This window comes from Bradyrhizobium sp. AZCC 1578 (genome assembly GCF_036924675.1).
Taxonomy (GTDB): Bacteria; Pseudomonadota; Alphaproteobacteria; order Rhizobiales; family Xanthobacteraceae; genus Bradyrhizobium.
This window is the reverse complement of the sequence record NZ_JAZHRZ010000001.1, coordinates 539,152-552,084: the sequence shown is the minus strand read 5'-3', so window position 1 is coordinate 552,084 and position 12,933 is coordinate 539,152. Positions and strand designations below refer to the sequence as shown.

Sequence of the window (12,933 nt, the reverse complement as noted above, 5' to 3'; positions counted from 1 at the left end):
AGACCTCCCTCAAATTCCAAGTGCGGTCAGTGCCCTCGCCACGTCATCCGTCGATGTCACGTGGATGGCAGAAAGGCCGCGCGCCCGCGCACCTTCGATATTGGCAGCCGAGTCGTCGAAGAACAGGATCCGCGACGCCGGCACGCCGATCGCTTTTACCACATGATCATAGGCTTCGGCGTCGGGTTTGCGCAAACCGATGCTGGAGGACAGGTATATCTGACGGAAATGGCCGAGCACGTCCGCATAGGCCTGCGAAAAATGCGTGACATGGGCCGGATTGGTGTTGGAAAAAGCATAGAGCGGCAGGCGTTCTGCGGCACGCGCCAGGAGCGGCGAGATTCCGGGCATTTCGCCGGTGAAGATCGCGTTCCAGCCTTCCAGGAACTGCGCGTCGGTGATGCCGATGCCGAGCGACCGGCGCAGGCTCGCAAAGAACGCCGCATCGTCGATCCGACCGGTCTCGTGGTGCTTGAAACTGTCGTCCATCACAAAGCGTACGGCGAGGTCGGCAGGCGCGCAGCCGGCATGCCCTGCCCAGCACGTCATTACCTGATCGAAACTGATGTCGAGCACGACACGGCCGAGGTCGAACAGCAAGGCATCGACGGAATGGGGCGCTGGCGGCGAATTCATGGCAGTCGTTTACAAAACCGGACCGGCCTCGGCAACGGCCACGGCGATTTGCGTCGTAGCCCAATCCGGCGCTTAAGCCCGTACGCAGGCTGTGCTAAGGCTTTGGGCCAGTTTCTTGGGGCCAATTTTCAGGGAGTAGTCGCATGCAAACCGTTGGCAGAATCCTGGGCGCCGTCGCCGTGATCGCATTATTGGCCGGCCCCGCCTGGGGCCAACAAGCCCGTCCTCCCGCATACGGCGAGACCGAGAAGGACAAGACGCCCTCGGAAAAAGCGGCGGAAAAGGAGGCCGAGCGGGCCTACCGGAGGTCGCTCGGCAACATCCCCGAGCAGCAGAAGAATTCGGACCCTTGGGGGACGATGCGCGGCGACAGCGCACCGCCGAAAGCGGCGGCCAAGGCGCCGGCAGCGAAGTCAAAGGCCAAATCCGCCGAAGGCGCCGCAAAGTAGCAGACGCCGGCAAGCCCGGGCATGACGAACTCTCCATCTAACGTGATGATTTCATTCAAAATCTGAAAGCGACAGTATTGCCCCCGGTCGGCGTGCCTTGATCCGACCAAAAAGCCATTGTGAGTTGGCGGGGCCGGGACAGGGGCGCCGATTCACAGGGATGGTGGGCGTCCGTAGAGATAGAGGGACGCCCCACGATGCGCAGGAATTTTGCCTTTCTTCTCGGCACGGTGACGGGCGCGTGTCTGACCGCTCTCGTGATCGGACCTCAAGGCGCGCATTTGGTGGCGGCGGCAAAGGCCGCGGCCCGTTCCGACGCCTACGCCCAGCTCAATCTGTTCGGCAACGTGTTCGAGCGCATCAAGACCAGCTACGTCGAGAAGCCGGACGATTCCAAGCTGATGGAAGGCGCCATCAACGGCATGATCTCCGCGCTCGATCCTCATTCGCGCTACATGAATGAGAAGGGCTGGAGCGACATGCAGGAGACCACCCATGGCGAATTCGGTGGGCTCGGCATCGAGGTGACGATGGAAGACGGCCTCGTCAAGGTGGTCACGCCAATCGACGATACGCCCGCGGCCAAGGCCGGCATGCTGTCAGGCGACGTGATCACCCAAATCGACGACGAGGTCATCCAGGGCATGACCCTCGAACAGGCGGTGGGCCGGATGAAGGGCCCCGCCAACAGCAAGATCCGCCTCAAGGTCGTGCGCAAGGGGGCCGCCGCGCCGATCGACGTTGCCATCGTGCGCGAGATCATCCGGGTGCGGCCGGTCCGTTTCAAGACCGACGGCGGCGACATCGGTTACATCAGGATCACCCGTTTCAACGAGCAGACCACCGACGGCTTGAAGAAGGCGATCGCCAGCATCTCGAAGGAAATTCCGTCGGAAAAACTCGCGGGCTATATCGTCGACCTCCGCAACAATCCCGGCGGCTTGCTCGACCAGGCGGTGTCGGTGTCGAGCACCTTCATGAACCGGGGCGAGGTGGTCTCGACGCGCGGCCGCACTTCGGAGGAAACCCAGCGCTTCACCGCGCGCGGCGGCGACATTACCAAGGGCAAGCCGCTGGTCGTGCTGATCAACGGCGGCTCGGCTTCGGCGTCCGAGATCGTGGCGGGAGCCTTGCGCGACCACAAGCGCGCCACGCTGATCGGCACGCGCACCTTCGGCAAGGGCTCGGTGCAGACCATCATTCCGCTCGGGCAGGGCAACGGCGCGCTGGCGCTGACCACGGCGCGCTACTTCACGCCGTCGGGCCGCTCGATCCAGGCCCAGGGCATCGCGCCCGATGTCGAGGTGCTGCAGGACGTGCCGGATGAAATGAAGGGCCGCGCCGAACTCAAGGGCGAAGCCTCGATGCGCGGCCACCTCTCCGCCGACGGCGCCGAGCAGACCGGCTCGCAAGCCTACGTCCCGCCGAACGACAAGGACGACAAGGCGCTCAACGCCGCGTTCAGCCTGCTGCGCGGCGGCACCGTGAATGCAAATGCGGTCACGGCCGCGAAGCGTGCGGTGCCGAACTAAATTCAGAACCCACCGCGTCATTGCGAGGCGCGAGGCGACGACGGCGTCCGCCGAAGCTCGACGAGCGAAGGCGGAAGCAATCCATACCTCCACAAGCGGAGAGGTAGCGATCCGGAAAACATGACCGCTTTTTGAAACCTCATCTCCATCCACTCGTAGCTCGCGTTGAACACCATGTGCGTTCGAACGGAGCAGTCATGTCGAGAAGATGGATTTTGCCGGCCCTGATCTTGTCCCTTGGTTCGGGTGGAGCCCTGCAGGCCAATCCGCTGGATTCACCTGGCGTTGTTTATATCGACGGGCTGCCCTGCAACCGCGCGTGCCAGTCCTACATGGCCTGGTCTGATCAGGCATTGTCTGCGCGGCACCGCGCGGTTCGCGAGACTGATATCGCGGTGCCGGCTGAGGCCGAAACCGCAAGACCAGAACACGCCAGTCCCGCACGCGTAGCGAGGCAGGGCGCACCCGTTTCCCGCGCCGCGCCGCGCGGCAGCAAGGCGGCGTCCAGTACGAGGCCGTCGAACACCAAAAAGGCCGCCGCAGCCAGGAAGAACATTCCGGCGGCCACGGCGCCAGTGGCTCGCGAAAAGGCCGTCGCGGGTGGGCAGCCGCCGGAGCGCAAATTGGAAATCCCTGGTAGCCCCGAGCCTGGTCCGGCAGCTGCCGTCGCTGCGTCGCAGCCTGCGGAGACTCCCAAGTCGGACGTGAAGTCGGAGGTCAAATCCGAGGTCGCCCTGCCGCCGCCGGCCACGCTTGAGATCGCCGCGACGCCTGCCGCGCCCGAGGCGACTGCGTTGCCTTCCTCGGCCGGCGTTGCTCCCGCTCCGGCCTCTCGAACCATCCAGCAGCAGCTTGTGGAAGCGACGGGATTGGCCGATCTCGTCACGGCGATCGGGACTGGGCGGGAAGCGGCCAACAAATCCGACAATCCGGAAACAGCGCCCGCCGACGTGAGCGATACCGACAAAGCGGCATCCGTAGCGCCAGACGACCCGGATCTGGTGGCGCTTGTGCTGGCACGTCCGGAGATCAATTCGCTATCCGACCTGAACAACAAGAGCATTGCGATCGAGGAGAAGCAATCCGCATCGAGCGGACGTGTCAGCGCCGCGCTCATGGCGGCGGGCGCCGCGGAAGTCCAGTTCAGCGAAGGACAGCGAGGGGCGATCGACCGGCTGATCAGCGGCGAAGTCCCCGCAGCGGTGCTGACGCTGGCTTCGCGCGAAGCAGCAGAGGGGTTTCCCGATATCGAAGGCTTCAGGACGTTTCGGGTACCGCTGTCGCTGAAGGCGCGGCTCTAGTCGTCGTGGCAATCGAAGCCCGGATGAGCGAAGCCGCCGTCCGGGTTTGGTTCATCCCTGCATATCGCAGCGCTCACGCAGGTTACATGCTGCCACAGGTCATCCTCGAAATGAGCCTGTCACAGAAATTATCGTGTCTCATTCCGGGGGCAATCCAGCACTGTCACCGTAATTCTTCAAGCTATCGTGAGAATCCCGAAAACGCACCGTGGATATGATTGGCAACGTTGGCTAGCGCCGCGACGGGAAGGCAACAAATTGCATTTATGAGGTGTCATATGTCTGCACCCTGCAAGTTCGAGCTACGTATCCTGAATCACGATGAGAAAGCGCTCATACAGACCTCTCATCACCCCGAAATTGGTGACGCGGATCGCGCGACGCTTGAAAACCTGAAATCATCGCTCAGAAAACTCCGGGACAAGGAGCGTACGCTCGCCTTTCAGCGGCGTCGGATCAGCAAAGGCACCGCCCAACCGCGGGGCCAAAGCGTTTCGGGGACTGCCGAGCATTCTCTCCATCGCAAGCAGGTTTTCGTCGCTGCCCTGAAGCGGGTTAACAAGGAGCTCGCACGCCTCCAAAAATTTGAGGCGCGGAGGGAGCTGGGAGAAGCGGCCCGGCGAGCGCTTTCTCTTCGTAGAGCACAGCAATTCTCCCGCCCGACAAATGAGCCCACTTCACATGAAGGCATGAAGGCGATTCCGAGTCGCCGACGAAGTATCAAACTCCCGCGGTCAACAATTGGGCGGGTGTCACAGGCGAACAAGAGAGCCCAGGCCGCAAGAGACTCCCGCCGATAACGGAGCTTATCCAATTCGGCCGCACGGCAGGTGAATTTTGCCGCAACCCGCTGACGGTTTGATTGGAAATCGGCTTCGCTGTGTTGCTCGCCGATCGCGGCGGGCTGCGGGCGGCGTCACCCGTTTGGGGTATTGACCAGGATTAAGTAAGTCCAGATTGTTGAACTGATTTTTCTAGATGGGTACGCTTTCGGTCCTTTTCCCGGCCTTGCTTTGTTGCCTTTTTGCAGTACGCGCATCTGCCGACTTCAGCAGTTTTATCCAACCAATCCATTAGGGACATATGATGATTTTGCCGATACGACCGCGAGCTTTCTTTGCTTCACTGACTACCGCAGCTTTTTTCGTTTTTGCGACCGCATATGGGAATGGCGCCTACGCGCAGGTTCAGGTCGCCGTAATCGGTGACAGCAATGTTTATGGCAAGGGCGTCTCACCTTCGGAGAATTATCCGAGCAAGCTTGAGGCGGCTCTCCGAGCGCGCGGGTTGGATGTTCGCGTCAGCAATGGGGGTATGAATGGCGATACAAGCGCTGGTCTCGCAGCGCGCCTAGACTCCGCGGTGCCGGCAGGTACACGCGTTGCTGTTATTTGGGTCGGCGTCAATGATGTGGTCAGGCACGGCAAGAGTCGTGCGGAAGTGTATGCAAATGTAGCCGGCATTGTCGGTCGCCTTCGAGCGAAGGGTATTGAGAGCTATTTCATTCGCCCACCAGTTTACAATGTTGAGGACCACAAAAATCCCGCGCTCATCCTCTCGGGAGACAATCATTTCAACGGCGTGGGCTATAGCCGGATGGTGGCAAAGACTATTGGCCCGATACAAGCTTTGGTAGTCAAAGCGATGAAGCAAAAGGTCTCTCAAGGGCGCTGAATTACGGTGACACTGTCACCGTAATTCCGTAATTCCTCTCGGCGTGGTGCAGCTACGACGCGTGCACCTTGGCCCGCTGCCGTGCTCGGCAATGAATCCAGTCGGAAAGCCGGATGCCGGAAACCGGCACGTCCGGTTTGATGAGCGGGGAGAGGAAACGGAACGTTGCCGCATGGCTCAAGTCACCGCGCCTCTCCTCGACTCTACGCGCTAATGCGGGCCAATGGCTGATTTGCGGGAAGCACCTTTCGTTGAAGGCCCGGCAGATCATCCGGGGCAAATCACTTCGGATTTTCAGAAATCGCGTCAAGCCCTGGAATCAAAAATATTCCGCTTCGCGCCAGACCCAAATCACCGGTAAAGATCTAGCCATCCCGTCCCGAAGAAGAGGGGCGTTGGCCATCGTCACGAACGTTGGGACGGGTTGCGGTGGACGCGGCAGCGTCGGGCGCGTGGATGTGATCGCAGGGCAGCTATCCGTGAGCGAACACAGCGCGCAGGACGTACGGCGCTTAAACGCCTCCGTTAGGTCTTCGGCCGGCAAGCACTTGGCTGGTTGAAGTCTTTGGCAGAGGAAGCTGCGTACGGCAAAACCGTGTGGTCCTGGCACCCGTGGCTGGTGTTAAGCCGGCGGAGGTTCTTCGAAACCCGACCGGGTTCGATGAATCGCCAATCTGTCGGCGATGGAGGCAAAAGGAATTCGTCTCCAGGGAGAGCGCGGCATAAGCCATCAAACCATCGCGCAGGGAATGCCGGGCTGCTCCGGCTGTACCTGTATGCTCGTGTGCGCATTTCTTAAGTGCGTTTGCACACGAGACCGCGGGTGCAGCAAGCACCCGGCATTCCCTGCGCCCTCTCAATTTTAGGGCGAAGCGATACAGTACAACTCGGGCAAATCATGTTGCGAGAATGCGAACGTGTATCTCAGCGTCATTGCGAGCGGAGCGAAGCAATCCATTGTCACCCCGCGTGCGGAACGATGGATTGCTTCGCTCCGCTCGCAATGACGGTGGTAAGCAGTGTTGTAAAACTACGCCGTCCGCACAACCGGTTTGCGCCGGCGCGGCCGGTTCGTCGGTGCCGCCTCGGGCTTCTGCCGGTCCGCCAGCAACAGCGGCCTGATCTCTGCCGTCGGCTTCGGTGCGCTGAACAGGTAGCCCTGCATTTCCGAGCAACCGAGCTCGCGCAGCAAGTCGCGCTGCTGTTCGGTCTCGACGCCTTCGGCAGTCGTCGTCATGTGGCGTTCGGCGGCGATGTTCACCACCGCCTCCACGATACAGGACGAACCTTCCGGCTCGGCGATATCGGTGATGAAGCAGCGGTCGATCTTGATCTTGTCGAACGGGAAACGCTGCAGATAGCTCAGCGAGGAATAGCCGGTGCCGAAATCGTCGAGCGCGATGCGAACCCCGATGGCGCGGAGGTCGTGCAGGACGGCGAGCGCGGCCTCGTCATCTCTGATCAGCACGGCCTCGGTGATCTCAAGCTCCAGCCGGCTCGCCGCGAGGCCCGACGCGGCGAGCGCCGCCATCACCTTCAGCGCCAGCGTGCCGCTCCTGAACTGTATCGGCGAGACGTTGACCGCGAGCCTGACATTGCCGGGCCAGGTCGCGGCCTCCTTGCAGGCCGTGGTCAGCACCCATTCGCCGAGCTGATTGATCAGGCCGGTGTCCTCTGCGAGCGGCACGAACTCGGCAGGCGAAATCATGCCGCGCTGCGGATGGCGCCAGCGCACCAGCGCCTCGCAGCCGGTGATCGCGTGGGTCTGCAGGCTCAGACATGGCTGGTAATAGACCTCGAAGCCGCCGTCGACGAGCGCCTGGCGCAGGTCCATTTCCAGGCTGCGGCGGGCGCGGACCTCGGCTTCCATGTCCGGTTCGAAGAAGCGATAGGTGCGGCGGCCGGCGGCCTTGGCGGCGTACATCGCCAGATCCGCGTTCTTCAGGATCTGGTCGATATCGGAGCCGTCTTGCGGCGCGAGCGCAATGCCGATGCTGGCGTCGGTGGTGACCTGATGGCCGAGGCATTGATAGGGCGAGCGGATCGCCTCGAAGATTCGGCTGACGAGCTTCATCACATCGTCGATATCATCGATCCCGGTCTGCACGATGGCGAATTCGTCGCCGCCGAGCCGGGCCACGAAATCGGATCTCCGCGTGCAGGCGGCGAGGCTGGCCGCGACCGATTTCAGGAGCTCGTCGCCGATCATGTGGCCGAGCGAATCGTTGACGCTCTTGAATTCGTCGATATCGATATAGAGCACTGCCAGTGGCCGGTTCGGCGCGGCGTAAGACAATTCGCGCTTGAGCCGCTCGTGGAACAGGGTGCGGTTCGGCAGATCGGTGAGCGCGTCGTAATGGGCGAGGTGGGTGATGCGCTCCTCGGCGCGCCGCCGCTCGGTGATGTCTTCATGGGTCGCCAGCCATCCGCCGTCCGCCACCGGTTCGTTGACGACCTGGATCGAGCGCCCGTCGGGCGTCGAGATGACCATGACGTTGCGGTGCGCGATGTCGCGCAGCACCATCTCGACGTAGTGATCGATGTCGCCGACGAACGAGCCGGTCTCCTTGCGATGGGCGATCACCTCGCGGAAGCTGCAACCCGGCTTCACGACATCAGCCGAGAGGCCGTACATTTCGAGGTATCGCCTGTTGCAGATGATGAGCTGCCGCCTGGCATCGAACAGCAACAGGCCCTGCGTCATGTTGTTGACGGCGGTGTCGAGACGCTGCTTTTCCAGCGTCAGCCTCTGCTTGGATGCCCGGTGCTGATAGGAAAGCTTGCGGACGACGAGAAACAGCAGGGCGGCGATCGCCAGCACGGAAAACCCGGTGATGGCGATCAGGATTCCGATCTGCTCGCGCCAGTCGGCCAGCGCGGCCGATGTGGTGATCGAGGCGACGATCAGAAGCGGAAAATTGGTCAGCGCGCGGGAGGCGATCAGCCGGTCCTCGCCGTCGATCGGGCTGGTGAGGCGCGAGGTGCTGCGGGGCAGCTCGAAGACCTGCCGCTGGGCGGCCGGACCGGTCCTGAAGTTCTTGCCGATCAGCTCGGGCACGTGCGGGTAACGGGCCAGCAGCGTGCCGTCGCTGTGGTGCATGGCGATGGAGGCGCCTGGGCCGAGGGCTACGGTTGCGAAGAACTTTTCGAAATGGACGGGTTCGATGCCCCGGCCGATGACGCCGAGCAATTCGCCTTTCGGTCCGGTGATCTTGCGCGCGATCACGGTGGTCCAGGCGCCGGTGATGCGGCTGTAGACCGGCTCGACCAGCATCTCCGGCGATTGCGGGCCGGACTTGAATGTTCTGAAGAAAGCGCGGTCCGCCGAGTTGACCGGCGGCGGCGGCCAGGCGGCCGACGCATTGATCAGGTTGCCATCGGCGTCGAAGATGTTGATGCCGCCGACATAGGACAGCGCGTCGATCTTGGATTTCAGGATGAGATGGATGTCATGGCCGGACATCCGGCGCTTGTAGTTTTCGAGCGTGGCGATCCCGCTGGAACGCATGAACGCGATCAGGTCCTTCTGAACGACCTGAAAATCCTCGAGCTGCTGGTCGAAATGGCGGGCGAGCAGCAGCACGGTGTTTTCCAGCTCACGTTCGCTGTTGCGCAGCGCGCGCTCGCGGAAATTGCCGGCCATGATGGTCGCGCCGATCGCGATGGTGGCGATCAAAAGCGTGCCGCCCAGGATCAACCAGCGGATCGGGCCGCCGCGAAAGGCGAACGCGATCCTCAATGATTTGGTGCCGGTCGAAGCCATGGAACGCGATCGCGGCCGGGAAATGAACTGCCGGAAGCGGCGTTCTCCGAAACCCGGCCAATAGATTCGATACCGCGCCGAGATGGAATTGACGTTAGGAAGTCTGGTTAATGAATGGTTAGCTCGGTGGCGAGTGTGGGCTGTGACAACCACAGGGGAGGGTCGGGTTCCGGCCATCCCCAGGCATTCGGGTCGTGACGACGATGATCGCTGCAAGGATGTTGGCGGCAACGCCGGCCAGGATCGGCAGCGTATAGTCGTGGGTGAGATCGAACGCGAAGCCGGCAGCGCTGGGACCGATCAGGGTTCCGAAGGCGACGCTCGTGTAGAGAATGCCGATGATGCCGCTGACGTTGCGGCCGCCGAAACAATCCATCACCACGGCCGGAAGCACGGCGACCCAGGCGCCGTAAATCATGCCGTAGACGAACGCAAAAATGGCAAGCGGCCAGAATGTCGTCGAGATCGTCCAGATCGCTAACGCGATCGCCATGCCTGCGAAGAGCAGCAGCAGGGCGGACTGGCGGCCGATCCGGTCGGCGACACCGCCGAGGAAAAACCGGCCGGCCGTGCTGCCGATGCCGATGATGCCTAGCAGCAGCACGGCGGATGTGGCCGGGACGCCGTGGTCCCCGGCATAGGGAACGAGATGCACGAACGGCACGAACAAGCCGAACGAGCAGATCAGGCAGGCGGCATATAGCGAGATGAAGCGTCGCGACCGGATCGCCTCGCGCACCGACGCACCTTCGGCCCGTGTCAACATGGCTCCCTGCTGGAGTGGATCGCCGTCGGGATTGAGGCCCCGGCCGCGCGGATCGTTCTCGAGAAGGAGCGCCATCCCCCCGCCGACAATCGCGGCGAATGCGCCGAGCGCAAGATAGGCGCCGCGCCATCCGAGCGTCTCGATCAGGAACGTTGCCTGCGCCGGCATCACCAGTGTGCCAACCCCGATCCCGCTCACGGCGAGACCAGAGGCAAAGCCCCGCCGCCGCACGAACCAGCGCTGTACCGCGCCGACCGCCGGGACATAGGCGCAGCCGACGCCGAGTCCGACGCCAAGGCCGTAGGCTGCGTACACCTCGACCAGGTTGCGCGCGGCACTTGCCGCGGCAAGCCCGAGGCCGATCAGCAGCATGCCCGCCAGCGCGAGACGGCGCGAGCCATAGCGGTCGGCGAGGGGACCGCTGACGATGCCGAGGCCGAAATAGAGAAAGCCGGCCAACGAAAATATCAGCGACACCGAACCACGCGAGGCGCCGAAATCACGCTGCAACGAGTCGAGAAACGCGCTGAACGTATAGGCGGAGCCGAAGCCGACAAAGGTCACGGCAAAAGCGGCAGCCACCACAAACCATCCATAGAAGATGCCGGAATTGGGCAACGCCGACTGGGCACTCAATGTTGCCTCCATGGGCTCAGCGACGGATGGCGGCGATGCCAGGATGTGTCCCTCTGGAATGCTGCGCCAGCGCGTATCAGCGTGGCCTCGTCCAGATCGGCGGCTACAAGCTGAAACGCGATCGGCATTCCGGTTGCGGAAAAACCGCCGGGCAGCGTGATCGTGGGGTGACCGGTCATGTTGAACGGGCAGGTGTATTCCTGCAATCTGGCGATCAGGTCCGGCCGGTCGCCGAGCGTTCGTATCATGGCGAGCGTCAAGGGTGGGAATGGGTGAACCGGAATGAGCAGCAGATCGATTGTCTCGAACAGCGATGCGATCCGGCCGCGCAATTCCAGCCGCCGCAGCAGGATCCTCTGGTAGTCGGAAGCGGACAACGCGCGGCCTGCCTCGATAACGGTGGCGAGGATCGGACCATATTCATCTTTGCGCGCGGGATAAGTTGCATCGTGCGCGACCGCGGCCTCCACCGCGCAATTCGGAACCCAGTCGGCGACGGCCTGCTTCACGTCGGGAAACCGCACATCGACGATGTCAGCGCCAAGCGCACGTAACGCCTTGATTGCTTCGCCCAGCACCTGTTGGGTCGCAACGTCTACGCCGTCGCTGCTCCACTTCGGGTCGAAGCCAATCCGCAGGCCTCTTACGTCCTGCTCCGCCGCAGCCAGATAGTTGGGCACAGGATCGAGGACGGCTGTCGGATCGGCATGATCGCGCCCGGCGATGACGCCAAGCATGGCGCCGGCATCCATCGCGCTCCGCGCAATGACCCCGACATGGTCCAATGTCGCTGCCAGTTCAAACACGCCGTGGCGGCTGACGCGTCCCCAACTTGGCTTCAAGCCGGTAAGACCATTGGCGGCACATGGCCAGCGGATCGAACCGCCGGTATCGGACGCGAGCGAGCCATAGCAGAGCCCCGCTGCAGCTGCAGCCGCCGAGCCACTTGATGAAATGCCCGGCCAATAGTCGGGACTCCATGGATTCTTGGGCGGCGTTACAGATGGATGGTGGTCGGAATAGGCGCCTTCCGTGAGTTGCAGCTTCCCCAGCACGACTGCGCCGGCTTCATTCAGGCGGTGCACGACGGTTGCGTCTTCATCGGGCCGAAAATCGCTGTGGACGACGGTACCGGCAGCGGTTGGAACATTCCTTGTCCAAAATAGATCCTTCACCGCAATCGGAATACCGTGGAGCGGTCCGCGATACCGGCCTGCTGCGATTTCGGCGTGGGCTGCTTCGGCTTGCGCCATCGCAGCATCGGCCATCACCCGGACATAACTGCCGAGTTCGCCATCCAGAGCGGCGATGCGATCGAGTTGCGCGCGCGTTGCTTCCAGCGGAGAAATTTTGCGGGTCCTGATGCATGCCGCAAGCTCCGTGAGTTCAAGGTAGTGCAGATCGTCGGTGCCAATATCCATCCTGCCTCCGTCAGCGATGCGGCGCCTGGAATCTTCCGGTGAAGGACCATCGTCCGTCGTCAACACCGGTATAAACGTTATACCGGTGTCTATTGATGTCAACCGGTAAATATGCTTTACCGGTGTTGCAATGTCGAAACTGTCCAGACAGTTCAAGGTTCCCGACGAGTTGGCCAATCTCTACGATTTCGCCAATACGCTCGACCTACGGCATTTCACGCATCATGGCGTGCGGAATCCGCAAGGTGATGAACTGGCAAACGCTAGGGGATTCGCAGTGTGGATGCGGCAACGTGGACTGTTGCTCGTCGACGCGAGGGTTTCGCCGACGATGCACGCAACCGCGCTTGAGCTGAGGCACTTGATCCGCGACTATCTGCAGCGTGATCCGCCTGAGCGAGGCAAGAATAGGGACTCGGTCCGCGCACTGAATAAAGTGCTCAAACTGTTTCCGCTGCTCGCGACGGCAAGGGATGACGGCGGCATGGTGCTTGAGGCAGCGCGTGACGATGCGCTGACGGGGCTCTCATCGGTCGTTGCGGAGCTCTACGACGGCTCCAGAAATGGAACGCTTGATCGGCTGAAAATGTGCGCTTCCGACGAATGCCGCCGCGTGTTCTTCGATCGTTCGAAGCCCGCCACGCGGCGATGGTGCATGTCGTCATTGTGCGGAAACCGCATGAAGACAAGAAAGTATCGCGAGCGCCAACGCAACGCTGAATAGGCCGTCGATCGACGCGCTGGCTCCGCAGAAT

General features: G+C 62.2%; 10 protein-coding genes. 6 read left to right on the top strand and 4 right to left on the bottom strand.

Annotated elements, in window-relative coordinates; genetic code table 11:
• Nucleotides 1-9: 9 nt before the first annotated feature.
• Nucleotides 10-636: an HAD-IA family hydrolase gene (locus tag V1290_RS02860; protein ID WP_334362910.1), complete on the bottom strand. Its 627-nt coding sequence runs from the start codon at nucleotides 634-636 to the stop codon at nucleotides 10-12.
• Nucleotides 637-779: 143 nt separating this feature from the next.
• On the opposite strand from V1290_RS02860, the gene V1290_RS02855 reads away from it, so the two are divergent.
• From V1290_RS02855 to V1290_RS02835, 5 genes are all read left to right on the top strand, one after another.
• A complete protein-coding gene (locus V1290_RS02855; protein ID WP_334362908.1) occupies nucleotides 780-1,085 on the top strand; it encodes a hypothetical protein in 306 nt (101 codons plus the stop codon).
• A gap of 197 nt (nucleotides 1,086-1,282) precedes the next feature.
• Nucleotides 1,283-2,617 carry a S41 family peptidase gene (locus V1290_RS02850; RefSeq protein ID WP_334362907.1) on the top strand — a complete coding sequence of 445 codons (1,335 nt, stop codon included), beginning with the start codon at nucleotides 1,283-1,285 and terminating at the stop codon, nucleotides 2,615-2,617.
• A 197-nt stretch (nucleotides 2,618-2,814) separates the two neighbouring features.
• Nucleotides 2,815-3,918 (top strand): hypothetical protein, encoded by a 1,104-nt coding sequence (locus V1290_RS02845; RefSeq protein WP_334362905.1) that lies wholly within the window; start codon nucleotides 2,815-2,817, stop codon nucleotides 3,916-3,918.
• Between the two features lie 1,083 nt (nucleotides 3,919-5,001).
• Nucleotides 5,002-5,592, top strand: a complete 591-nt coding sequence (locus V1290_RS02840; RefSeq protein WP_334362904.1) for a GDSL-type esterase/lipase family protein — start codon at nucleotides 5,002-5,004, stop codon at nucleotides 5,590-5,592.
• 113 nt (nucleotides 5,593-5,705) lie between these two features.
• Complete coding sequence (locus tag V1290_RS02835; RefSeq protein WP_334362903.1) at nucleotides 5,706-6,152, top strand: hypothetical protein; 447 nt, start codon at nucleotides 5,706-5,708, stop codon at nucleotides 6,150-6,152.
• Between the two features lie 470 nt (nucleotides 6,153-6,622).
• On the opposite strand, the gene V1290_RS02830 is transcribed toward V1290_RS02835, so the two are convergent.
• The 3 genes from V1290_RS02830 to V1290_RS02820 all read right to left on the bottom strand — a co-directional run bounded on the left by V1290_RS02830 (nucleotide 6,623) and on the right by V1290_RS02820 (nucleotide 12,178).
• Complete coding sequence (locus tag V1290_RS02830; RefSeq protein ID WP_334362902.1) at nucleotides 6,623-9,355, bottom strand: bifunctional diguanylate cyclase/phosphodiesterase; 2,733 nt, start codon at nucleotides 9,353-9,355, stop codon at nucleotides 6,623-6,625.
• 118 nt (nucleotides 9,356-9,473) lie between these two features.
• A complete protein-coding gene (locus V1290_RS02825) occupies nucleotides 9,474-10,757 on the bottom strand; it encodes an MFS transporter (RefSeq protein ID WP_334362901.1) in 1,284 nt (427 codons plus the stop codon).
• Nucleotides 10,754-12,178 carry an amidase gene (locus tag V1290_RS02820; RefSeq protein WP_334362900.1) on the bottom strand — a complete coding sequence of 475 codons (1,425 nt, stop codon included), beginning with the start codon at nucleotides 12,176-12,178 and terminating at the stop codon, nucleotides 10,754-10,756. Before V1290_RS02820 ends, V1290_RS02825 begins: the two co-directional genes overlap by 4 nt.
• A 130-nt stretch (nucleotides 12,179-12,308) precedes the next feature.
• Between V1290_RS02820 and V1290_RS02815 the strand changes: the two genes are divergently transcribed.
• Nucleotides 12,309-12,902: a CGNR zinc finger domain-containing protein gene (locus V1290_RS02815; RefSeq protein WP_334362899.1), complete on the top strand. Its 594-nt coding sequence runs from the start codon at nucleotides 12,309-12,311 to the stop codon at nucleotides 12,900-12,902.
• Nucleotides 12,903-12,933 lie beyond the last annotated feature (31 nt).